Source organism: Streptomyces sp. NPDC050549 (genome assembly GCF_040655035.1).
Lineage (GTDB): Bacteria > Actinomycetota > Actinomycetes > Streptomycetales > Streptomycetaceae > Streptomyces.
This window is the reverse complement of sequence record NZ_JBFAJD010000010.1, coordinates 107,220-129,267: the sequence shown is the minus strand read 5'-3', so window position 1 is coordinate 129,267 and position 22,048 is coordinate 107,220. Positions and strand designations below refer to the sequence as shown.

Below are 22,048 nucleotides of genomic sequence, written 5' to 3'. Positions count from 1 at the left end.
CACACGGTCACCGCCCCCTCTCCGTGTCCGGAGCATCTCTGTTGTACGCCGTATAGTAAATGTTCTACGGTGTACAATATGAGCTCCCACCCCAAGCGCTGGATCGTCCTCGGAGTCATCTGCCTCGCGCAGCTCACCGTGCTGCTCGACAACACCGTCCTGAACGTCGCGATCCCCTCGCTCACCCGCGAACTCGACGCGAGCACCGCGGACATCCAGTGGATGATCAACTCGTACTCGCTCGTACAGTCGGGGCTCCTGCTCACCGCGGGCAGCGCCGCCGACCGCTACGGCCGCAAGAAGATGCTGATCACAGGTCTCGCGCTGTTCGGCACGGGCTCACTGATCGCCGGACTCGCCCATTCCACCGGGCAGTTGATCGTCGCGCGGGCCGGCATGGGGGTGGGCGCGGCGCTGCTCATCACCACCACCCTCGCCGTCGTGATGCAGATCTTCACTCCCGAGGAACAGCCGAAGGCGATCGGCATCTGGTCCGCCGTCAACGCGCTCGGCTTCGCGACCGGACCGCTCCTCGGCGGCTTCATGCTCAACCACTTCTGGTGGGGCGCGATCTTCCTGATCAACCTCCCCGTCGCGGCCCTGGCCCTGGTGGCCGCGGTGGTCCTGGTCCCCGAGTCGAAGAACCCGCGCGGCGACCGCCCCGACCTCCTCGGCGCCCTGCTCTCCACCATCGGGATGGCCGCGCTGGTCTACGCGATCATCTCCGGCCCCGCGCACGGCTGGACGTCGGACCGGGTACTGCTCACCGGGACGGTGGCGGTCCTGGTGCTGGCCGCCTTCGCGTACTGGGAGAACCGCGTCCCGTACCCCATGCTCGACCTCGACTTCTTCCGCGACCGCCGGTTCACGGGCGCGGTCACCGGAGTCGTCCTGATCACCTTCGGCATGGCGGGCTCGCTCTTCCTCCTCACCCAGCACCTCCAATTCGTCCTCGGCTACGGCCCGTTGGAGGCCGGGGTGCGGACGGCACCGCTCGCCCTGGTGATCGTCGCGCTCAACTTCTCGGGGTTGGCCGCGAAGTTGACGGCGAGGACCGGCGCCCCGTCGGCCATCGGGCTGGGCATGGTGCTGATGTCGGCGGGGTTGGTGTCGATCGCGTCGCTCGCGTCCGGTGGGTATGCGGGGACTCTGGTGGGGTTGATGCTGATCGGGGCGGGGACCGCGCTGGCCACTCCGGCGATGGCTCACGCGATCATGAGTGCGATTCCCGTGGAGAAGGCGGGGATCGGTGCGGGCATCAACGGCACGTTGGGGGAGTTCGGGAACGGGCTGGGGGTCGCCGTTCTCGGTGCGGTGCTGAGCTCTCGGTTCGCGGCGAGCTCCTTGCCGGAGGGATTGGCGGCGGCGACTTCGGCGGCCGAGCGGAAGAGGGCGACCGATTCCTTCTCTTCCGCGCTGGAGGTCGGTCAACTTGTTGGGGCGGTCGCTGTTTTGGCCGGGGGCTTGCTTGCTGCCGCGTTGTTGTGGCGGGCGGAGCGGGCAGACTCGGGGGTGGTGGTCGCCCAGTAGCTCGGGTGGCGGGGTGCGTGGACGACTGCGGGTGCGTTGTGGCTGGTCGCGCAGTTCCCCGCGCACCTGGATACTGGCCCGGAATTGAAATGCTGAGGTAGGTGCGTCATGGCCAAGACAAGCCCGTCGTCCGGGCGTTCCGCGCGTAGCAGTGTCTGGCTGGAGACCCGGACGCGCCGGAGCGGACGTGGGGGCGGACAGCCCTCCGGGCTTGATCGCGACCGCATCACCCACGCCACCGTACGACTACTGGACGCCGAGGGACTCGCGAAGTTCTCCATGCGGCGGCTCGCCACCGAGTTGAACGTGACCGCGATGTCCGTCTACTGGTACGTCGACACGAAGGACGACCTCCTGGAACTCGCCCTGGACTCCGTCTTCGGCGAGTTGCCGTTGCCCGATCCGGAGGCCGAGGCCGAGGACTGGCGGGACCAGCTCCGCATGCTGGCCACGGAGTACCGGGCGCTGCTGGTACGGCACCCGTGGCTGTCCCCGGTCGCCGGGACGTTCCTCAACATCGGGCCGAACTCGCTGTCCTTCTCCCGCGTCGTCCAGCGCGTGGTCCGGCGCACGGGGCTGCCGGACCACCGGCTGACGGGGGCCATCTCGGCCGTCTTCCAGTTCGTCTACGGCTACGGCACGATCGAGGGCCACTTCTTCGCCCGGGTCGCCGACACCGGCATGACCCCCGACGACTACTTCCGGCACGCCATGACCACGCTGGACGGGGCTCCGACGGCCGCCGAGGTCGTGGAGGAGTCCAAGCGGCTCATGGCGGCCCGGGGCGGCGACACGGTCGCGGAGATGATGGAACGGGACTTCACCTTCGCCCTGGACCTGCTGGTGGCGGGCATCGAGGCGATGGTGAAACGGGGCTGAGCCCAAGCCCTACTCGCCGTCCGCGAGCCGTGCGGGGAAGCCGCCGGTGGCCACCGGGCCCCAGCGCTCGGGCGTGACGCGGATGATCGACTTGCCCTGTTTGAGCATCGCCGCCCGGGCCCCTTTTGTCCGCGTCCCTCGCACTGCTTCGCAGGCTTCGGGGCGCTGCGCCGGACTCCGTCCGTCGGGTTGGGGTGGTACGTGGCTGTCTACTCGCCGTCCGCGAGCCGTGCGGGGAAGCCGCCGGTGGCCACCGGGCCCCAGCGCTCGGGCGTGACGCGGATGATCGACTTGCCCTGCTTGAGCATCGCCGCCCGGTACTCGTCCCAGTCCGGGTGCTCGCCGGCGATGTTGCGGTAGTACTCGACGAGCGGTTCCACGGAGTCCGGCGGGTCGATGACCTCGGCGGTGCCGTCGATCTGGACCCACGGGTCGTTCCACTCGTCGCTCAGGACGACGATGCTGACGCGCGGGTCCCGCTTGGCGTTGCGGGTCTTGGCGCGCTCGGGGTAGGTCGAGACGACGATCCGCCCGGAGTCGTCCACCCCGCAGGTCAGCGGTGAGGCCTGGGGGCTGCCGTCGGCCCGCCGGGTCAGCAGCAGGGCGCGGTGACGGGGTCGTACGAAGTCGAGCAACTCGTCCAGGGAGACGGTGGTGTTGGTCGCGATGTTCGGTGCCATACCGCCACCCTAGGCGCACGGCACCGCGTTACGCCTGAGGCAGCGACTTCCCCTGCACCGCCTGGATGTCCAGCTCGACCTTGAGGGTCGTGCCGATGGCGGCGATGCCCGCCTGGACGACCTGGTTGTAGTTCATCGCGAAGTCCTCGCGGTGCAGTTCCGTAGTGGCCCGGAACGCGGCGCGGGTGCCGCCCCAGGGGTCGGCGCCGGTGCCGAGGTAGGCGAGGTCGAGGTCGACCGGTCGTACGACACCGTGGAGGGTCAGTTCGCCGGAGACCGTCCAGCGGTCGGAGCCGGCCGGGGCGAGGCCCGTGGAGCGGTAGGTGATCTCCGGGTAGCGGGCCACGTCCAGGAAGTCCGGGGAGCGCAGGTGGTCGTCGCGCATGCCGTTGCCGGTGTCGATGGACGCGGCCCGGATGACCGCCTCCACACGGGACTTGGCGATGTCGTCCGGCGCGATCTCGACCGTGGAACTGAAGTCGGTGAAACGGCCGCGCACGCTGGAGATGCCCAGGTGCTGGGCGACCGCGCCGACCGTGGAGTGCGCGGGGTCCACGGTCCAGGGCCCGGGCGGCGGGAGTTCGGTGCCGCCCTGGCGGGCCAGGGTGACCGTGCCGACCTCGGCCCGGCCGCTCGCGGTGACGATCGCGGTGGCGGCGGCGGGCGCGTATCCGACGGCGGTCACGATCACCGTGTACGGCCCGGGGGCCATGGGGTTCGGGTCCCGCACCGCTCCCTCCGCGTCCGCCTCGGCCCGCAGCACCTGCGCGCCGGTCGTGTCGGTCACCGTGACGACCGCGTGCGACACGGCCCATCCGTCGCGGGTACGGATCTTCGCGGTCAGTCCCATGTCTCTCGTCACTCCTAGCCGTACAAAGCCGCACAAAGGGAACCGGCCCGTGGGGCGTGCCTCCGCTCGGGACACGTTCCACGGGCCGGGGTGGGGGGGTGAACTACTCGCCGGGGTGGGCGAGTTCGATGTCGTGGCCGTCGGTTCCGCTGCCGTTCAGCGTGAGGGCGGTCGCGACCGGCGGGTAGCCCGTCGCGATCACCGTGTACTCGCCGCCGCTCAGGTCGGTGAAGGCGTACGCCCCGTCCGCCCCGGTGGTGGCGGTGCCGACCACGTTGCCCGCCGCGTCCACGAGGGTCACCCGGGCGTCGGCCAGCGGGCCGTGCGGGGCCCGGACCACACCGAGGACCTGGGCGCCGGAGTCGAGGTCTATCTCGATCCGGGTGACACCGGTGCCGCCGACCTCGACGGGCAGCGCGCGCGGCCGGTACCCGGCGGCGTTCACCGCGACGGTCACCGCCCCCGGCACCAGCTCGGCGAAGGCGAACTCGCCCTGCTCACCGGTGGTTCCGGTGGACAGCAGATCCCCGCGCACATCGGTCACGACGACCATCGCGTCCTTGACCGGCTGACCCGAATCGGCCGCCCGGACAAGGCCGTTGAGGCCGCTGGTGCCGCTGAGGAGGATGTCGTACGACACCGGGTCGCTGCCGTTCACGACGACCGTCGACGCCTGCGGCTGGAAGCCGTCGGCAGAGGCGATCAGGACGTACGAGCCGACGCTCGGCGCGTCCAGCGCGTAGGAGCCGTCCGCCTGCGTGACCGAGCGGCCCAGCTGGCGTCCCCCGAGGGAGATCAGGGTGACGGCGGCCTGCGGGACGGGCGCGCTCTCGGCGCCGCGGACGAAGCCGCGGACGGAAATTCCGCCGGAGGCGGGGACGGACGCGGATGCGGTCACGGGTGCGGTCTCCTCCCTGGTCGCCGTGGCCACGGCGGCGGTCCGAGTCTCGGAAGTGGCGGCCCAGCTGGGGGTGTTGTTCTCCTTGGCCGGCGGCGGAACCTCGGCCGCGTCCAGCACGCCCACGGCCTCCTCGGCGGCCTGCGCCAGCCCGCCGGACGTCCGCAGCGGGACCTCCTTGATGAACATGACGACGACGAAGGCGATGAGGGCGAAGGGCGCCGCGTACAGGAAGACATCGGCGATGCCGTGGCCGTAGGCGCTCTCCAGCCAGGTGCGGACCGTGCTCGGGAGGGCGTCCATGTCCGGGAGCGCGCTGCTGCCGACGGCCTTCGCCGCGGCGGCCTGCGACTGCGGGTCGAGCGAGGTGACGGTGTCCTTGGCGTAGTGGGTGATCCGGCCGGACATGACCGAGCCGAGCACACCGACGCCGACCGCGCCGCCGAGGGACCGGAAGAAGCTCACCGTGGAGGAGGCGGCGCCGAGGTCCTTCGGGGTGACCTGGTTCTGCGTGGAGAGGACCAGGTTCTGCATCATCGTGCCGACGCCGATGCCCAGCATGGCCATGTAGATGGACAGTTCCCAGTACGGGGTGTCGTAGCGCATCAGACCGAGCAGGCCCAGACCGGCGGTGAGGAACAGGCCGCCGGCGACCAGCCAGCCCTTCCAGCGGCCGGTCCTGGTGATGAAGCGGCCGGAGACCATCGACGCGACGAACAGACCGCCGATCATCGGGATCGTCATGACACCGGACATCGTCGGGGACTTGTCGCGGGCCAGCTGGAAGTACTGGGAGAAGAACACGGTGCCCGAGTACATGCCGACCCCGACGAACAGCGAGGCCAGGGAAGCCAGGGAGACCGTGCGGTTGCGGAACAGGCGCAGCGGGATGATCGGCTCGCTCGCCCGGGTCTCGGTGAACACGAAGAGCAGCGCCAGCACGAACGTGCCGCCCACCATCGTGTACGTCTGCCACGACAGCCAGTCGTACTTGTCGTCGGCGAAGGTCACCCAGACCAGCAGCAGCGACGCGGCGGCGGTGATGAAGAAGGCGCCGGCCCAGTCGACCTTGACCTTCCGCTTGGTGACCGGGAGGTTCAGCGTCTTCTGCAGGACGATCAGCGCGATCAGCGCGAAGGGGATGCCGACGAAGAGGCAGTAGCGCCAGCCGAGCCACGAGGTGTCGGTGATCACACCGCCGAGCAGCGGACCGCCGACGGTCGCCACGGCGAAGGTGGCGCCGGTGTAGCCGGAGTACCGGCCGCGCTCACGCGGGGCGATCATCGCGGCCATCACGACCTGGACGAGGGCGGAGAGACCGCCGGCGCCGAGGCCCTGGATGACACGGGCGCCGATCAGCATCGCCGGGTTCTGCGCGAGGCCCGCGACGACCGAGCCGATGATGTAGATGACCAGGGATATCTGGACCAGGGCCTTCTTGCTGACCAGGTCCGCCATCTTGCCCCACAGCGGCACCGAGGCCGTCATGGAGAGCAGGGCCGCGGTGACGACCCAGGTGTAGGCCTCCTGGCCGCCGCCCAGGCTGCCGATGATGGTCGGCAGGGCGTTGGTGACGATCGTCGAGGAGATGATCGCGGCGAACAGACCGAGCAGCAGCCCGGAGAGCGCCTCCATGATCTGCCGGTGCGTCATCGGAGCGCCGTCGGGGGCCGCGGGGGATCCCCCTCCGTGCTTGGCGTGAGCCCGCACACCGGCTGGTGTGGTCGTTGCCATGGGCTTCCTTTTCTTCCGTGCTTATGCGGGTGTACGGGTGGTGCGGTCGAGTTCGGGGTGGGGGGAGTGGGGGGTGTGAGGTACGTGGGGAGCGGTGAGGCGGGACGGCGGCGCGGTGCGGCAGTCGCCGAAGTCGGCGCGGAGCCGGGCCATCAGGCGGATCAGCTGGCCGACCTCGTCGTCGCTCCAGTCGCCCAGCCGGTCGGCGAGCAACTGGGCGGTCCGCCGGGACAGTTCGTCGAGCCGGACCTGGCCGCTGGAGGTGAGGCGCAGGATGCGGGAGCGCTTGTCCGAGGGGTCGGCGGACCGTTCGATCCAGCCCCGGTCGGCCACGTGCGCGACATGGCGGCTGGTCACGGACATGTCGACGGCGAGCAGCTCCGCGAGCTTGCTCATGCGCATGTCGCCGTGCCGGCCGAGCAGGGTCAGTACGGCCGCGGAACCGCTGGGGCAGTCGGACGGCAGGATCCGTCCCAGCTCCCTGCGTACGGCGCCGAAGGCGCTGAACTGACGCATCAGCTCCTCGTACTGCGTCCGCTCGGCCATCACACCTCCCCTGCTCGCCGTGTTCGTTGCTTAGGGCAACCATAAGAGAGGTTGGTTGCTACAGGCAAATAAAACGGGGCAGGTGTGGCATAAAAAGTTGGCAAAGGCAAGCATTGTTGAACGTAAACCCACAGGTGGGAATGGCTGCGCGAGGCCCCGCACTTGGGTGTCCCCCGGGGATTCGCTAGTGTCTCGGCCCATGGCAAACACCCAGGGCCCCGAGGGCAACTACGACCCCGCCGGCAGCACCCAGATGTTCCGTGCCTTCGTCGACGAGACCCCCCAGGGCGGTCGGCAGCAGCAGGCCGCCGCCTCCGCCGGACCCCGTATCGGCCTGATCGTCGGCGTTGTCGTCGCCGTGCTGGTCGTGGCGGCGGTGGTGTACATGGCGATGATGTAGCGCAGACCGCGCGACTCGGGCGGCTACCGGGCCGGCCCCACGGGGAACCGGTGGACCGTCGAATCCCGGGCCCGGAAGCCCAGCCGCTCGTACAGACGGTTGGCCGCGGCGCGGTCGGGGCGTGAGGCGGGACCGACGCCCCGGGCACCGGCTTCCCGGGCGATCCGCAACGCCTCGGGAACCGATCAATCGCGCTGCGCGCGGTCCGCCGTCGATCGGCTGCGGCTTCGTCGTGGCTGGGCGCGCCGTTCCGCGCGCCCCTTCGGGGCGCTGCTCAGCGCCACTCGACCGAGACGTCCCGTGTCTCGATGTGCATCCCCAGCGGCACGCGCCACGCGTCGACGCACACCGTCCAGGACTTCTGCCTGCGCGTGCCGGGTGCGATCGGCACGGGGAGTTGCTCGGTGGAGTCGATCGTCGCCCAGTCGATCCCCAGAGCCCCGATGATGTGCGTCCCGAACGTCACCGTGCCCGAACGGACCGCCGTACCCCCGGAGTTGTGGAAGCTCATGGTGACGTCCTCGCACCAGCGGTGGGCCGTGGGCCTGCGGGTGGGGGTGTCCCAGGTGAGGGCGGCGGGGGTGGCCGGAGCTGTCGTAGGAGCGGTGGCTGGGGTCGGTGGTGGTGAAGGTGTGCTGCCACTGCCGGACTTGGCGGCCTTGGACGGAGTCTGTGCTGAAGTCCCGGTCGGGCGCGGCGGCTTGGGTGACCTGGGGGCATCCAGCGGTACCAGCGTCACGCCGCCGGTCGGGCGGGACGTCGTAGCGGATGGTGGCCGGGGTGGGCCGACCGCCGCGTAACCGCCGTTGCCGCTGCCCGCGCACGCGGTCAGCGTCGCGCAGACGACGGCCGCCGACGCACCCAGCAGGGCGCCTCGGCGGCCAGTTGTCCGTGTGGGACGACGCATCGCGCCATGGTGGCTGACACTTCGTCAAATAGGAACCCTTGGCGGCGGGTTCAGAAGGGGACTCAGTCCGAGATCAGGCCCTCGCGCAGGGTGGACAGGGTGCGCGTGAGGAGCCGGGAGACGTGCATCTGGGAGATGCCGACCTCCTCGCCGATCTGCGACTGGGTCATGTTGGCGAAGAAGCGCAGCATGATGATCCGGCGCTCGCGGGGCGGGAGCTTGGCCAGGAGGGGCTTCAGCGACTCGCGGTACTCCACGCCCTCCAGGGCCGTGTCCTCGTAGCCGAGGCGGTCCGCGAGGGAGCCCTCGCCGCCGTCGTCCTCGGGGGCCGGGGAGTCGAGCGAGGAGGCCGTGTAGGCGTTGCCGACCGCGAGGCCGTCGACGACGTCCTCCTCGGACACGCCCAGCACCGCGGCGAGTTCGGGGACGGTCGGGGACCGGTCCAGCTTCTGGGAGAGCTCGTCGCTGGCCTTCGTGAGGGCCAGCCGCAGCTCCTGGAGGCGACGCGGGACGCGCACCGACCACGACGTGTCGCGGAAGAAGCGCTTGATCTCGCCCACGACGGTCGGCATCGCGAACGTCGGGAACTCCACCCCGCGTTCGCAGTCGAACCGGTCGATCGCCTTGATCAGGCCGATCGTGCCGACCTGGACGATGTCCTCCATCGGCTCGTTGCGGGAGCGGAAACGCGCGGCGGCGTAACGCACCAGCGGGAGGTTGAGCTCGATGAGGGTGTCCCTGACGTAACCGCGCTCGGGGCTGTTCTCGTCGAGTGCGGCGAGCCGCAGGAAGAGGGAGCGGGACAGGGTGCGGGTGTCGATGGCTCCCGTGGTCGGGAGGGCCGGGGCCGGTACGGCGGGTACGGCCTCCAGGACCGTAACGGCGTCGAGTGCGGGCTCAGCCTCGCTCTTGGTGAGCGTGAGCACCTTCGAGCTGCCCTGGTCTGCGGACATGCCACCCCCTTTGGGTCGCGGGACGGTCGCGGCGATCGCCCCCGTCTGGGGAGCGGTGCCTTCACCTGAATACCGGAGCCTGGGCCACGGCAAACGCGCTTCCGGCAGAATGTCACATGTCGGCAACACGCTGTAGTGACATGTCGACATGTCAGTTACGAATCAGCCCTGGAAACGGGGGGTCTGACGGTTTTTCAGCGAAGAACTGTCGGGAACCGCCCTAATGGGCGATTCACTCGTACCGGTGACAGTTCGCCAGTACTTTCGGTTATGCCTCGATGCGGTTCGCGGAGCGCAGTCGCTGGAAGCTGCGCGCGAGGAGACGGGAGACGTGCATCTGGGAGACGCCGAGTTCCGCGCTGATCTGCGACTGGGTGAGGTTGCTGTAGTAGCGCAGGAGCAGGATCCGCTGTTCGCGCTCCGGGAGTTGGACCAGCAGGTGCCGGACGAGGTCGCGGTGTTCCACGCCGTCCAGGGCCGGGTCCTCGTAGCCGAGCCGGTCCAGCAGGCCGGGCAGTCCGTCGCCCTCCTGGGCGGCCTCCAGTGAGGTCGCGTGGTACGAGCGGCCGGCCTCGATGCAGGACAGCACCTCGTCCTCCCCGATCCGCAGCCGCTCGGCGATCTCGGCGGTGGTCGGAGTGCGCCCGAAGGCGGTCGTCAGGTCCTCGGTCGCCGCGTTGACCTGCACCCACAACTCGTGCAGCCGGCGCGGGACATGGACCGTGCGGACGTTGTCGCGGAAGTAGCGCTTGATCTCACCGATGACGGTCGGCATCGCGAACGTCGGGAACTGCACGCCCCGGTCCGGGTCGAAGCGGTCGATGGCGTTGATCAGACCGATGGTGCCGACCTGGACGACGTCCTCCATCGGCTCGTTGCGGGAGCGGAAGCGGGCGGCGGCGTAGCGCACGAGCGGGAGGTTGGCCTCGATGAGCGCCCCGCGCACCCGGTTGTGCTCCGGCGTACCCGGCTGGAGCCCCTTGAGCTGGCCGAACAGCACCTGGGTGAGGGCCCGGGTGTCGGCGCCGCGGCTGCGGGGCGGAGCGGCTGCCGCCGGGGGCTGGGCGGGAGCCTCTTCCTGAGGCGGCGCTGTACTGGCCGACACGGTCAACGCCACACCTCTTCAATAGGTCAACTCATCCGTCAAAAGCGGTCATAGCATCACAAGACATGTGCACTGTGTGCAAGCACCGACTAATACCTTGTTAGGCCGTGTTGACGGGCAAGTTGGGGCATAAGGCGCAGTAAAGCCCCCTGCCGCGACGGCAGGGGGCTCTTCGGTGGCGCGTTCAGATCTCGTAGTCGGCGATCACCCAGGTGGCGAACTCGCGCCACAGCGCGACGCCCGCCTGGTGCGCGGGGTGTTCGACATACCGCTTCAGGGCGTCGGCGTCGTCGGCCGAGGAGTTGATCGCGAAGTCGTAGGCGATGGGGCGGTCGCTGATGTTCCAGCCCAGCTCCCAGGAGCGCAGGTCCTGAATCAGGTCGCCGAGCGGACGGAAGGCCTCGACGCCCGCCACCACCCGCGGGTCGTCGCGCTGGACGCCCTCGTTGAGCTTGAAGAGGACGAGGTGGCGGATCATCTGCACGCTCCCGGGTGGTCGGCTACTGCGCCCCGTCGGCCAGCCAGGTCATGAAGTCGCCGATGGCCTTCGCGGCGTCCGATATGCCCTCGAAGCCTATCTGGACGTAGTCGGCCGCCTTGGACGGGTCCGTGATGATCACGTACAGCGCGAAGACCACGAGCACATAGACGGCGATCTTCTTCGCGTTCACCGCCATCGCGGCCTCCCCTGTGACGTCCGTGCCCGTGGGCCCCCTGTTGCCGGCGGTGAGTGTAACCTTCACGGCCCCTTTTTGGATCTACGCACGAAGGGCCCCGTCTCTCGACGGGGCCCTCCAGAAGCGGTAGCGGAGGGATTTGAACCCTCGGTGACTTGCGCCACACTCGCTTTCGAGGCGAGCTCCTTCGGCCGCTCGGACACGCTACCGAGAGAGACCTTACAACAAGGTGGGGCGTGGTTTGAAATCGGTAATCGGCGGCCTGCTACCGGCTGCGGAAGAACTCCGTGAGGACGCGCGCGCACTCGTCCGCGAGCACGTCCCCGATCACCTCGGGGCGGTGGTTGAGCCGCCGGTCGCGTACGACGTCGAAGAGCGAGCCGGCCGCGCCGGCCTTCTCGTCGCGGGCGCCGTAGACGACCCGGTCGACCCGGGACTGTACGAGCGCGCCCGCGCACATCGTGCAGGGTTCGAGGGTGACGACCAGGGTGCAGCCGGACAGCCGCCACTCGCCGAGGCGCGCGGCGGCCCTCCGGATCGCGAGGACCTCGGCGTGCGCCGTCGGATCGCCGGTGGCCTCGCGTTCGTTGTGCCCGGTGGCCAGCACGGTCGTACCGTCCGGGGACAGTACGACCGCGCCGACCGGGACGTCGCCGCCCAGGGCGGCCTGTCCGGCCTCGTCCAGGGCGAGCCGCATCGCGGCCCGCCAGCGGTCGCGTACCGGGTCCGGAGTCCCTTCTGTGCGTGCTGTTGTCAGCGGACGGTCTCCAGGACCTCCGAGGCCCCCAGGGCCTCGGCGATGGAGCTCAGCGCGTCGTCGGCGTCGAGTTGGCGCAACTCCTTCTCGCCGACGCCCAGGTCGTCGAGGATCTGGCTGTCCCCGACCGGGCTGTGCGGAACGGCCTCGGCAGACGTGCCGTCCTCGTCGTCGTCCTCCTCGGAGTCACCGTCCTCGGTGCCGTCGAGGTCGAGGGAGTCCAGATCGACGACATCGTCGTCGTCCGGATCCCTGCCGAGCAGCTCGTCCGTGAGCAGGATCTCGCCGTACGAGCTGCGGGCTGCCGCAGCTGCGTCCGAGACGTAGATCCGGGGGTCGTCCTCGCCGTCGATGCGGACGACGCCGAACCAGGCGTCCTCCTGCTCGATGAGCACCAGCACCGTGTCGTCCTCGGGCGAGGCTTCACGGGCCAGTTCGGCCAGATCCGACAGGCTCTCGACATCGTCGAGCTCTGTGTCGCTCGCTTCCCACCCGTCTTCGGTGCGCGCGAGCAGTGCGGCGAAGTACACCGTGACTCTCCCACTGGTCTTAGGCGTGCCGGTTGGGGGTCCCCCCGGCGGAGGTTACGGGCGGGGAGAGCTCGTGCTCCGAGCCCCACCCACTCGGAATCGTGGCAGAAACAAGGCGTTCAGGGGACGTCTTCGGCTCCCTGTGTCCGCCCGTTTTGATCGACCACCAGCGGGATCGTACGCGTCGATCGCCGTGCACACGCACCCGGTTGGCCTTACAAGGTGCTGTGAGACAGGCCTCAACTACCAGCGGAAGGTCCGCATACGCATGGCGTGGCGCAGCCGGGCGGCCTTGGCGCGGCGGGGCTGGACGCGGTCGCGCAGCTCACGGGCCTCGGTCAGTTCGCGCAGGAACTGTGCCCGGCGCCGTCTGCGCTCGGCATCGTTCTCCCGGCTCTCGTGTTGTGACGGGTCCTCGTGGGACTCACGGTCAGGCATCGGCTCACCACCCCGGTCCGTCCCTCCCACTTTCCCGCGGACGGGCGGTTTGATGCCAGTGCGGGCGGAATCGTGGCCGGTGGGGGGCGTCGTCGCGGAGGGCCGGAGCGGGGCCGCGGCAGCCGCGGGGCCCGGCTACTGTTGTGGACATGCGTCTCCACGTCGTCGACCACCCCCTGGTCGCCCACAAGCTCACCACGCTGCGCGACCAGCGCACCGACTCCGCGACCTTCCGCCGCCTGGCCGACGAGCTGGTCACCCTGCTCGCCTACGAGGCCACGCGCGACGTGCGCACCGAACAGGTCGACATCACGACGCCGGTCGCTCCGACCACCGGCGTCAAGCTGTCCTACCCGCGCCCGCTGGTGGTGCCGATCCTGCGAGCCGGCCTCGGCATGCTGGACGGCATGGTCAGGCTGCTGCCCTCGGCGGAGGTCGGCTTCATGGGCATGGTGCGCAACGAGGAGACGCTGCAGGCCTCCACGTACGCCACGCGCATGCCGGAGGACCTCTCCGGCCGTCAGGTGTACGTCCTGGACCCGATGCTGGCCACCGGCGGCACCCTGGTCGCGGCGATCCGCGAGCTGATCAAGCGCGGCGCGGACGACGTCACCGCCGTGGTGCTGCTCGCCGCCCCCGAGGGCGTCGAGGTCATGGAGCGCGAGCTCGCGGGCACCCCGGTGACGGTCGTGACGGCCTCGGTCGACGAGCGCCTGAACGAGCACGGCTACATCGTCCCGGGCCTCGGCGACGCGGGCGACCGGCTGTACGGGGCGGCCGAGTAAGGCCGAGCAGGACTCGGGTCAACACCCGATTCCCGTACGGCTCTTACCTGCCGTGGGGCTCGCGGGCCCTACGAGCAGGCCTTCGGGGTCGTGGTGGCCGTCGGTGCCGGTCCGCTCAGCGCGGCCAGGGCCTTGTCGGCGGCGGCCTTCGCCGTGAGGTCCTTGAAGGCGGTGCCGATGATCAGGTCCACGGCGGTGCCCTTGCGGGTGGCCTCGGTGCGGCGCTCGGCGCCGGTGAGCTGGGTGGCGAGGACGGGCAGCGAGGTGTCGAGGGAGGCGGCGGGGCCGAGCAGTATCCCGGTGCCCTTGACCTTCTTGTCGAACTGCGGGGACGCGTTGCCCACGTCGCCGATTTTGAAGCCGCGCTTCTTGAGTTCGTCGGCGGTCGACTTGGCGAGGCCGCTGCGGGGCGTGGCGTTGTAGACGTTCACGGTGATCTGGGCGGGCTTCGGCACGGCGGCGTTCGCGCCGGTGCCTGCCGAAGCCGACGGGCTCGCCTTGGTCGCGCAGTCCGCCTTGGGACCGGCCGCCGAGGCCTGCTTGCCGCCACCGGTGAAGACGTCGATGAGCTGCAGTGTGCCCCACCCGCCCACACCCAGTACGGCGACGGACGCGACCACCATGAGGACGAGCCTCCCGCGGCGCCGCGGACGGCGCATGCGCGGGTATTTGTCCCCCGTGATCCGGTACTGGCCGCCCATGCCTGGGGGAGTCAGCATGCTCATGAGCGCAGCGTAGTGCGCCCGGGCGACGATGCCTACTAGATGATCATTCGACAGCGCCGAGACCAACCCGAAAGGGTCAACGGTCTACTGGAAGACAGTCGTCTGGGCCTTGTCGGGGGTGCGGCTCAGTCCAGTTCGAGGACGCGCGCGTGCAGTACCTGCCGCTGCTGCAGCGCGGCGCGGACGGCGCGGTGCAGGCCGTCCTCCAGGTACAGGTCGCCCTGCCACTTCACGACGTGCGCGAAGAGGTCGCCGTAGAAGGTCGAGTCCTCGGCGAGCAGGGTCTCCAGGTCGAGCTGGCCCTTGGTCGTCACCAGCTGATCGAGGCGGACCGGGCGCGGCGCGACATCCGCCCACTGCCGGGTGCTTTCCCGGCCGTGGTCGGGGTACGGCCGGCCGTTTCCGATGCGCTTGAAGATCACACGGAAAGCCTACCGGTCATGACGTTCCGGGCGCAGCCATGGAGACGGAGTGCGACGCTGGAAAAGATGCCGCAAAGATGGGCAAAAAGGGAACAGGGGCCTGATATGAGTGACAGCGAGACGATCGCCGCCGGGTACGCCTTCACAGGACCTGCACTCGATCTGGGCGCCCTGCTCTGGGACGGAGCCTGTCTGTCCGAGGCGCAGATCCGCATCCCGCTCCCGATGCTCAACCGCCACGGTCTGGTCGCGGGCGCCACCGGTACCGGCAAGACCAAGACGCTCCAGCTCATCGCCGAGCAGCTCTCGGCACAGGGCGTGCCCGTGTTCCTCGCGGATGTGAAGGGCGATGTGTCGGGCATTTCGGCGCCGGGCGCGGCGAACGACAAGGTCGCGGGCAGAGCCGCCGAGGTCAAGCAGCAGTGGACGGCGACCGGCTTCCCCGCCGAGTTCTACGCCCTCGGCGGCATCGGCCACGGCATCCCCGTCCGCGCCACGATCACCGGCTTCGGGCCGGTACTGCTCTCCAAGGTCCTCCAGCTCAACCAGACCCAGGAGCAGTCCCTCGGCCTGATCTTCCACTACGCCGACACCAAGGGCCTGGAGCTGATCGACCTCAAGGACCTCCGGGCCGTCGTCACCTTCCTGACCTCGGACGAGGGCAAGCCGGAACTGAAGAACATCGGCGGCCTGTCCACCGCCACGGCCGGCGTGATCCTGCGCTCCCTCACCGCCTTCGAGGCGCAGGGCATGGCCGACTTCTTCGGCGAGCCGGAGTTCGACACGAGCGAGCTGCTGCGCACCGCGCAGGACGGCCGGGGCATGGTCTCCGTCCTCGAACTCCCCGCCGTCCAGGACAAACCGCAGCTCTTCTCGACCTTCCTGATGTGGCTGCTGGCCGACCTCTTCCACGACCTCCCGGAGGTCGGCGACGCCGACAGGCCGAAGCTCGTCTTCTTCTTCGACGAGGCGCATCTGCTCTTCAACGACGCCTCCAAGGCCTTCCTCGACTCCATCACGCAGACCGTCCGTCTGATTCGCTCGAAAGGGGTCGGCGTCTTCTTCGTGACCCAGACCCCCAAAGACGTCCCGGGCGACGTCCTGGCCCAGCTCGGCAACCGCGTCCAGCACGCGCTGCGCGCCTTCACCCCCGACGACCAGAAGGCCCTGAAGGCCACCGTGAAGACCTTCCCGAACTCCGCCTACGACCTGGAGGAGATCCTGACGGGACTGGGCACGGGGGAGGCCGTCGTCACCGTCCTGAGCGAGAACGGCGCCCCGACCCCCGTCGCCGTCACCCGCCTCCGCGCCCCCGAGTCCCTGATGGGTCCGGTCGACGCGACGACCCTCGACCAGGCGGTCAAGTCCTCGTCCCTCTACGGCCGTTACGCACAGGCTGTGGACAGAGAGTCGGCCTACGAGAGGCTGTCGGAGGCGCGACCGGCTCCTGCCGAGACACCGAAGGCGGCAGCGAAGAGGGCTCCGGCCAAGGAGGACGAGTCGATGGTCCAACAGGTCGTCGGCAGCGGCATGTTCAAGTCCCTGGCGCGTTCCGTCGGCACCCAGATCGGCCGTGAGATCACCCGCTCGCTGTTCGGCACGGCCCGGCGGAAGCGGTAGCGCTCCGCCGGAAGCCGAAAGGGTGGCGAGCGCTGTCGGCCGGCTGCGGCGCCGTTGTGGCCGGGATCGCCCACGCGGCGGCAGCCGCACACGGGTACGGCCCCGCGCCCCTTTGGGGGGCGCGGGAACCGCAGCCGGTTCGTCCGACCTGCTCAGCGCTCCTGTTCCTTCGGGGCCCGTTGGGGTTCGGGCCGGCGGACGTCTGGCTTCGGCGCGTTGCGTACGGCCTCCGCGCGCAGCAGGGCGCGCAGGACCGCGTACGGGTCTGTGGGCATGCCGGTGTTCCTTGCGTCGTACTGACTTGGCTGACCTTGCTCGGGGCGGTCGGTCCGTCAGCAGCGCAGGACCACGGTGCGCCGGGCCCGCAGGGTGTACGACGGCCCGTGCGGCGCGGGGAGGGATCGGCTCGCGGGGCCGTGGAACACCGGGGCAGGCGCGGGGCGCAGGGGCGCGGTGGCCCGGTGGACGGTGAGGGAAGGGGGTCGTACGGCGGCCGTGTCGAGGACGTCGTACTCGATGGTCGTCTCGACGGACGAGGCGACGGGCATCACACGCATCTCCGCGTGCGTGCCCGGTACCAGCAGGGCGAGCAGCAGCACGAGCGCCCGCAGCCAGGCACGGCTGCGGGGGAGGCTGCGTGCGGTGCTCACGGGGGTCAATCTGCCCTGTGGATCCACGGCGTTCATCGCGTCCGGAGCGGGATACGCCCGCATGGAGTACGGGTCCCGGTCACAGGGAGGTCGGTACCTGCTTGGCCCGGCTCCGCATCCGGACGGCCGTGATGATCTCGACGACGCCGACCGCGACCAGCCAGATGCCGCCGACGAGGGTGAGGACGGCGACCGAGCGGAACGGTGAGTCGATGAGGACGATGCCCGCGATGAACGTGACGATCCCGAGGAAGATCTGCCAGCCGCGCGCGGGCATGTTCTTGTCGGAGGCGGCGGCCAGGGTCTGGGTGATGCCCCGGATCAGCCAGCCGATGCCGATCCACAGGGCGAGCAGCAGGATCGACTGCATCGGGCCGCGGAAGCAGAACAGGCCCAGCACGATCGACAGCGCGCCGCTGATGAACGCCAGCACGCGCAGCGAGGTCGCCCTGTGGGTGCCGAAGGCGGCGACCAGCTGGAAGACGCCGCTGATCAGCAGGTAGACGCCGAAGAGGATGCCGGCCGCGAAGAGGGACGCGCCCGGCCACACCAGGACCAGGACGCCCAGGATCAGGGACGCGATGCCGGTGAGCAGGACGACCTGCCAGGCGGCCCTGGACAGGGCGTGCAGGGGACCTTCGAGGTCCGGTTCCCGGTAGCCCTCGTCCTGCGGGGGCCGCGGTGCGTGGGCGCGGCGGTCGTCGAACTCCGGGCCCCAGGAGGGGCCGCTCGGTGCCTCGTTCATGGTCCATCGTTTGACCGGGGTCGGACGGCCCGCCACCGGGGGCGGGCCACCTGGCTGACGCGGTGGCCGACGCGGTTACCTGCCGTCGGCCGCCTTCGCCGCCTTGGCCGCCGCCTTCATCTCCTGCTTGTGCGCGCGCACCTTGGCCAGTGACTCGGGGCCGGTGATGTCGGCGACCGAGCGGTAGGACCTGGGTTCGCCGTAGGCGCCGGCCGCCTCCCGCCAGCCCTTCGGGGTGACGCCGAGCTGCTTGCCGAGCAGGGCCAGGAAGATCTGCGCCTTCTGCTTGCCGAACCCGGGCAGTTCCTCAAGGCGCTTCAGCAGGTCCGCCCCGGTTCCGACGCCCGCCCAGACGGCGCCGGCGTCCCCGTCGTAATGCTCGACGAGGTACTGGCACAGCTGCTGGATCCGCTTGGCCATCGAGCCCGGGTAGCGGTGCACGGCCGGCTTCTCGGAGAGGAGTGCGGCGAAGACCTCGGGGTCGCGGGCTGCGATGTCGTGCGCGTCCAGGTCGCCGGCGCCGAGCCGGTCGGCGATCGTGCGCGGCCCCTTGAACGCCCACTCCATCGGCACCTGCTGGTCGAGCAGCATCCCGACCAGCGCGGCGAGCGGGGAACGGCCGAGGAGTTCGTCGGCCTCGGGGTCCTGGGCGAGGTGAAGGGTGACGTCCATGGATCGATGATGGCGCGGACGGGAGCGGGATGCCTCCTCTTGCGCGTCCGGCTCAGGACGCCCGCCAGTACCCCAGCGCGTGCATCCGCTCCCGCCGTACGCCCAACTCCTTGCGGACGTACGACGACAGCGCCCGGGTCGTCGTCGTGTCGCAGGTGATCCAGACGTAGGGGGCGGGAGTGGCCTTCAGGAGGTCGGGGAGTTCCGCGCGGACCCGCTCGACCAGCCGGCCCCTGGGGAGCGCGCGGATCTCGTGCCGGTCCGGGTCGGTGCGGAGGGGGAGTCCGTCGGGCTCGCCCTCGAACCAGATCGTCGCCGGGAGCGTCGAACCCACCGCGCCCAGCAGGGAGTTGACGGCGGGGACGGATGCCGGGTCGCCGATCGCGAAGAGGTGGGAGGGTGCCGGGTCGGGGGCCTCGAAGCCGGTGCCCTGAACCGTCGCCTCGATGGTGTCGCCGGGTTTCGCGGACCGTGCCCAGTCGCTGGCGCGGCCCTCGTGCAGGGCGAATTCGAGGCCGAACGTGCCGGCCGCCGGGTCGGGGTCGACCAGGGTGTACGCCCGCTGGTGCGGCTTGCCCGCGTCGTCGAACCAGAGCCGGACCCACATCGTCGGGTGGACGCCGGTCGCCGCGAGCATGCCGCCGTCGGTGAGACGGAGGCGGCGATAGCGCGGGGTGACGTCCTCCGCCCGCGTGACGGTGAACTCGAAGTCCTTGGCGCGCAGCAGCCGGAGAACCGCGCCCTCCCATCCGCGCCCCTGTGCCATCGTCCTTTCACCTTTCGCGTACGCTTTCTCCACCAATAACTTAGGCAAGGCTAACCTAAAGAACAGCCTGCAAGCAGAGAAGCAGAGGGGCCACAGGGTGACGACCCAGATCTACCGCGATGCCTGGGGAATCCCCCACCTGCGCGCCGGAGACGCCGACGAACTCGCCCGCGCCCAGGGCCGCGTCACCGCCCACGACCGCGCCTGGCAGCTGGAGGCCGAACGGCATCGCGCACAGGGCACCTCGGCCGCCTTCCTCGGTATCGGCGCCCTGCCCTGGGACCTCTTCGCCCGCCGCGCCCGCCTCGACGACACCGCGAGACGCTGCTTCGCCGCCCTGGAGAGGCGGGACCCGGAGACCGCGCGCTGGGTCCGTTCGTACGTCGACGGTGTCAACGAAGGTCTCGCCGAAGCGGGAGCCGAGGCACCCGAGTTCGCCGAGTCGGGCCTCGCGCCCGGCCGTTGGGAGCCCTGGACCCCACTCGGGGTCTGGCTCGCCACGCACATCCTGTTCGCCGGGTTCCCGGCCAAGCTCTGGCGCGAGGAGGCGATACGGCACCTCGGTCCGGACGCCGTCGGCCTGTTCGCCACGGACGGGCCCGGCACCTCCGGCAGCAACGGCTGGCTGGTGAGCGGGGCCCGGACCACGACCGGCCTGCCCCTCCTCGCCGGTGACCCGCACCGCTTCATCGAGGACCCCGGCGTCTACCAGCAGATCCACCTCTCCTGCCCGGAGTTCGACGTGGTCGGCCTCGCCGTGCCCGGCGTCCCCGGCATCGCCCACTTCGGCCACACCGGCACGGTCGCCTGGGCCATCACCAACGCGATGGCCGACTACCAGGACCTCTACCGGGAGCGGTTGCGCCGCACCGGCGCCGGAGTGGAGGCCCTCGGCCCGGACGGCGCCTGGCGGTGCGCGGCCCGGCACACGGAGACGGTCGAGGTGGCGGACGAGGAACCCGTCGAGGTCGAGGTCGTCGAGACCGAACGCGGGCCGGTCGTCATCGGCGGGCCTGAGGGACTCGACGGCGGAGTCACCGCGCCGCCCGGCACCCCACCCCTCGCCATCAGCCTCCGCTACCCGCCCCGCGTCACCGAGGACCTCGGCTTCACCACCCTCCTCCCCCTCCTCCGCGCCCGTCGAGTCGCCGACGTGGACCGGGCGTTCGACGACTGGGCCGAACCCGTCAACGTCGTCCAGGCCGCCGACACCGAGGGCGGACTGCTGCACCGGGTGGCCGGAAACGTGCCGCTCCGCGCCGAGGCCAACCGCACCCGGCTCGTCCCCGCCTGGGAACCCGGCCACGAATGGCACGGCCGGCACCGGCCGCCCCGCGCCGAACCGGCCGCCGACGGCATCGCGGTCATGGCCAACCAGCGCGGCCCGGCCACCCCGCTCGGAATCGAGTTCGCCCCGCCCCACCGCGCCGACCGCATCACCGCGCTCCTCGCCGGGCGCGCGTACTGGTCGGCCGCCGACCTGCCCGCCATCCACATGGACACCCATCTCGGCTCCGCCGCACCCCTGTTGGACCACCTGGCCGCACTCACCGACCTCACCCCGGAGGCCGCCGTACTCCGCGACCGGCTGCTGACCTGGGACCGCCGCATGGACGCCGGCAGCACGGACGCCGCCGCCTACGCGGCCGTGCGCGGCGCGGTCGTGCGACGGCTCGCGGCCCATCCGGCGTTCGCCGCACTGGCCGAGCCGCCCGCCTACCCGGAGGTGTTCCTGCCGTGGCTCGCGCTGCTCCCGCGCGTCGGCTTCGCGCTCGAACACCTGCTGCGGGCACGGGAGCTGTACGGCATCGAGCGGTCGGAGATCGTCCGCGAGGCGGTCGAGGAGGCCGCCGCCGAGCAGGCCGGTGCGTGGGGTGACACCCACCGCCTGACTCCCTGGCGGGCGCTGACCGACACCCCGACTCCGGGGCCGGGCCTGTCCGGTGACCACGACTGCGTGCTGTGCACCTCCTCCGTGCCGGGCCTCACCGACCTGAGCGCACGCGGTCCGGCGGCCCGCTTCGTGTGGGACCTCGCGCGGCGGGAGGACAGCCTGTGGGTGGTGCCGCTGGGCGCGTCGGGGCTGCCCGGTTCACCGCACCACCACGACCAACTCCCCTTGTGGCTCAAGGGAGATCTGGTCCCGGTGATCACCGACTTCAGCCGCCTCGAACCCGAGACCCCCGCCCGTGAACCGGTCCACGAACAGCACGTCGACGGCTTCGGCACCGTCCGCGTCCTGCCCCTGGACCCGGCGGCCGACGCCGAGGTGGTCCACCGCTGGGTCAGCGAGGAACGGGCCGCGTTCTGGGGCATGAACGGCCTCACCCGGGACCAGGTCGCCGCGATCTACGCCCACATGGACACCCTCGACACCCATCACGCGTACCTGGTGCTCAGGGACACCGAACCGGTCGCCCTCCTGCAGACCTACGAGCCCGCCGCCGACCGCGTCGGTGACTGCTACGCCGTAGAACCCGGGGACATCGGCATCCACCTCCTCCTCGCCCCCGCCGGACCGGACGGCACCCGCCCCGGCTGGTCGGCGGCGCTGATGGGCGTCCTCGCCGCGTACGCCCTGCTGGGTCCGGACCGGCGCCGGATCGTGGTCGATCCGGACGTGCGGAACGAGAAGGCGATCACGCGCTTCCTGCGGCAGGGCTTCGTGGCGGGCCCTCAGGTGGTGCTCCCGGAGATCGACGTCCCGGACGTGTTCCTGCCCGAAAAGCACGCCCAACTGGCGTTTCTCCCTCGCGAGGTGGCCTTCCCGTAGCCTGCC

General features: G+C 70.5%; 25 protein-coding genes, 1 tRNA gene and 2 pseudogenes. 6 read left to right on the top strand and 22 right to left on the bottom strand.

Features of this window, described 5'->3' with window-relative positions; genetic code table 11:
- Window positions 1-78 precede the first annotated feature (78 nt).
- Window positions 79-1,530, top strand: a complete 1,452-nt coding sequence (locus tag AB0I51_RS17275; protein ID WP_362975837.1) for an MFS transporter — start codon at window positions 79-81, stop codon at window positions 1,528-1,530.
- Between the two features lie 108 nt (window positions 1,531-1,638).
- Complete coding sequence (locus tag AB0I51_RS17270) at window positions 1,639-2,409, top strand: TetR/AcrR family transcriptional regulator (protein WP_362975835.1); 771 nt, start codon at window positions 1,639-1,641, stop codon at window positions 2,407-2,409.
- A gap of 9 nt (window positions 2,410-2,418) precedes the next feature.
- Here AB0I51_RS17270 and AB0I51_RS17265 read toward each other — a convergent pair.
- The 5 genes and pseudogenes from AB0I51_RS17265 to AB0I51_RS17245 form a co-directional block, all read right to left on the bottom strand.
- Window positions 2,419-2,526: pseudogene (locus tag AB0I51_RS17265) on the bottom strand (PPOX class F420-dependent oxidoreductase); the annotation flags it as partial.
- Window positions 2,527-2,618: 92 nt separating this feature from the next.
- A complete protein-coding gene (locus AB0I51_RS17260) occupies window positions 2,619-3,089 on the bottom strand; it encodes a PPOX class F420-dependent oxidoreductase (protein ID WP_362975833.1) in 471 nt (156 codons plus the stop codon).
- Window positions 3,090-3,117: 28 nt separating this feature from the next.
- Window positions 3,118-3,939: a YceI family protein gene (locus tag AB0I51_RS17255; protein ID WP_362975831.1), complete on the bottom strand. Its 822-nt coding sequence runs from the start codon at window positions 3,937-3,939 to the stop codon at window positions 3,118-3,120.
- Window positions 3,940-4,042: 103 nt separating this feature from the next.
- Window positions 4,043-6,571, bottom strand: a complete 2,529-nt coding sequence (locus AB0I51_RS17250) for an MFS transporter (protein ID WP_362975829.1) — start codon at window positions 6,569-6,571, stop codon at window positions 4,043-4,045.
- Window positions 6,572-6,592: 21 nt separating this feature from the next.
- On the bottom strand, window positions 6,593-7,117 hold the full coding sequence (locus tag AB0I51_RS17245; RefSeq protein WP_362975827.1) for a MarR family transcriptional regulator: 525 nt from the start codon (window positions 7,115-7,117) through the stop codon (window positions 6,593-6,595).
- Between the two features lie 199 nt (window positions 7,118-7,316).
- Here AB0I51_RS17245 and AB0I51_RS17240 point away from each other — a divergent pair, with 199 nt between their 5' ends.
- Window positions 7,317-7,517, top strand: a complete 201-nt coding sequence (locus AB0I51_RS17240; RefSeq protein WP_362975825.1) for a hypothetical protein — start codon at window positions 7,317-7,319, stop codon at window positions 7,515-7,517.
- A gap of 23 nt (window positions 7,518-7,540) precedes the next feature.
- Here the strand turns inward: AB0I51_RS17240 and AB0I51_RS17235 are convergent.
- The 10 genes and pseudogenes from AB0I51_RS17235 to AB0I51_RS17190 all read right to left on the bottom strand — a co-directional run.
- A pseudogene (locus AB0I51_RS17235) lies at window positions 7,541-7,693 on the bottom strand (GNAT family N-acetyltransferase); the annotation flags it as partial.
- Between the two features lie 98 nt (window positions 7,694-7,791).
- Window positions 7,792-8,424 carry a hypothetical protein gene (locus tag AB0I51_RS17230; protein ID WP_362975823.1) on the bottom strand — a complete coding sequence of 211 codons (633 nt, stop codon included), beginning with the start codon at window positions 8,422-8,424 and terminating at the stop codon, window positions 7,792-7,794.
- A gap of 62 nt (window positions 8,425-8,486) precedes the next feature.
- Window positions 8,487-9,377 carry an RNA polymerase sigma factor SigF gene (locus tag AB0I51_RS17225; protein ID WP_019073292.1) on the bottom strand — a complete coding sequence of 297 codons (891 nt, stop codon included), beginning with the start codon at window positions 9,375-9,377 and terminating at the stop codon, window positions 8,487-8,489.
- A gap of 268 nt (window positions 9,378-9,645) precedes the next feature.
- Complete coding sequence (locus tag AB0I51_RS17220; protein ID WP_262060894.1) at window positions 9,646-10,494, bottom strand: RNA polymerase sigma factor SigF; 849 nt, start codon at window positions 10,492-10,494, stop codon at window positions 9,646-9,648.
- A 172-nt stretch (window positions 10,495-10,666) separates the two neighbouring features.
- Window positions 10,667-10,960 carry a Dabb family protein gene (locus AB0I51_RS17215; RefSeq protein WP_362975820.1) on the bottom strand — a complete coding sequence of 98 codons (294 nt, stop codon included), beginning with the start codon at window positions 10,958-10,960 and terminating at the stop codon, window positions 10,667-10,669.
- A gap of 22 nt (window positions 10,961-10,982) precedes the next feature.
- Window positions 10,983-11,225 (bottom strand): hypothetical protein, encoded by a 243-nt coding sequence (locus tag AB0I51_RS17210; RefSeq protein ID WP_362976058.1) that lies wholly within the window; start codon window positions 11,223-11,225, stop codon window positions 10,983-10,985.
- A gap of 58 nt (window positions 11,226-11,283) precedes the next feature.
- Window positions 11,284-11,368 (bottom strand) — tRNA-Ser (locus tag AB0I51_RS17205).
- A gap of 56 nt (window positions 11,369-11,424) precedes the next feature.
- Window positions 11,425-11,856: a tRNA adenosine(34) deaminase TadA gene (gene tadA, locus AB0I51_RS17200; RefSeq protein WP_362975818.1), complete on the bottom strand. Its 432-nt coding sequence runs from the start codon at window positions 11,854-11,856 to the stop codon at window positions 11,425-11,427.
- Between the two features lie 56 nt (window positions 11,857-11,912).
- Window positions 11,913-12,446, bottom strand: coding sequence for a hypothetical protein (locus AB0I51_RS17195; RefSeq protein ID WP_262060897.1), 534 nt, complete (start codon window positions 12,444-12,446; stop codon window positions 11,913-11,915).
- 243 nt (window positions 12,447-12,689) lie between these two features.
- Complete coding sequence (locus tag AB0I51_RS17190; RefSeq protein ID WP_362975816.1) at window positions 12,690-12,884, bottom strand: hypothetical protein; 195 nt, start codon at window positions 12,882-12,884, stop codon at window positions 12,690-12,692.
- A gap of 149 nt (window positions 12,885-13,033) precedes the next feature.
- On the opposite strand from AB0I51_RS17190, the gene upp reads away from it, so the two are divergent.
- Window positions 13,034-13,669, top strand: a complete 636-nt coding sequence (gene upp, locus AB0I51_RS17185; RefSeq protein ID WP_200715914.1) for a uracil phosphoribosyltransferase — start codon at window positions 13,034-13,036, stop codon at window positions 13,667-13,669.
- 68 nt (window positions 13,670-13,737) lie between these two features.
- Here upp and AB0I51_RS17180 read toward each other — a convergent pair whose 3' ends face one another.
- Window positions 13,738-14,370, bottom strand: a complete 633-nt coding sequence (locus tag AB0I51_RS17180) for a LytR C-terminal domain-containing protein (protein WP_362976040.1) — start codon at window positions 14,368-14,370, stop codon at window positions 13,738-13,740.
- A 149-nt stretch (window positions 14,371-14,519) separates the two neighbouring features.
- Window positions 14,520-14,816: a type II toxin-antitoxin system VapB family antitoxin gene (locus AB0I51_RS17175; RefSeq protein ID WP_003999914.1), complete on the bottom strand. Its 297-nt coding sequence runs from the start codon at window positions 14,814-14,816 to the stop codon at window positions 14,520-14,522.
- Window positions 14,817-14,921: 105 nt separating this feature from the next.
- Here AB0I51_RS17175 and AB0I51_RS17170 point away from each other — a divergent pair, with 105 nt between their 5' ends.
- Window positions 14,922-16,436: a helicase HerA-like domain-containing protein gene (locus AB0I51_RS17170; protein ID WP_362975814.1), complete on the top strand. Its 1,515-nt coding sequence runs from the start codon at window positions 14,922-14,924 to the stop codon at window positions 16,434-16,436.
- A gap of 152 nt (window positions 16,437-16,588) precedes the next feature.
- On the opposite strand, the gene AB0I51_RS17165 is transcribed toward AB0I51_RS17170, so the two are convergent.
- From AB0I51_RS17165 to AB0I51_RS17145, 5 genes are all read right to left on the bottom strand, one after another.
- A complete protein-coding gene (locus AB0I51_RS17165) occupies window positions 16,589-16,711 on the bottom strand; it encodes a hypothetical protein (RefSeq protein WP_362975812.1) in 123 nt (40 codons plus the stop codon).
- Between the two features lie 57 nt (window positions 16,712-16,768).
- Complete coding sequence (locus AB0I51_RS17160) at window positions 16,769-17,086, bottom strand: hypothetical protein (protein WP_362975810.1); 318 nt, start codon at window positions 17,084-17,086, stop codon at window positions 16,769-16,771.
- 79 nt (window positions 17,087-17,165) lie between these two features.
- On the bottom strand, window positions 17,166-17,831 hold the full coding sequence (locus AB0I51_RS17155; protein WP_362975808.1) for an HdeD family acid-resistance protein: 666 nt from the start codon (window positions 17,829-17,831) through the stop codon (window positions 17,166-17,168).
- Between the two features lie 75 nt (window positions 17,832-17,906).
- Window positions 17,907-18,503 (bottom strand): HhH-GPD-type base excision DNA repair protein, encoded by a 597-nt coding sequence (locus AB0I51_RS17150; protein ID WP_362975806.1) that lies wholly within the window; start codon window positions 18,501-18,503, stop codon window positions 17,907-17,909.
- Window positions 18,504-18,555: 52 nt separating this feature from the next.
- On the bottom strand, window positions 18,556-19,269 hold the full coding sequence (locus AB0I51_RS17145) for a siderophore-interacting protein (RefSeq protein ID WP_362975804.1): 714 nt from the start codon (window positions 19,267-19,269) through the stop codon (window positions 18,556-18,558).
- 97 nt (window positions 19,270-19,366) lie between these two features.
- Between AB0I51_RS17145 and AB0I51_RS17140 the strand changes: the two genes are divergently transcribed.
- The gene (locus AB0I51_RS17140) at window positions 19,367-22,042 is read left to right on the top strand and encodes a GNAT family N-acetyltransferase (RefSeq protein ID WP_362975802.1); all 2,676 of its coding nucleotides are present in this window, start codon (window positions 19,367-19,369) and stop codon (window positions 22,040-22,042) included.
- Window positions 22,043-22,048: the final 6 nt, after the last annotated feature.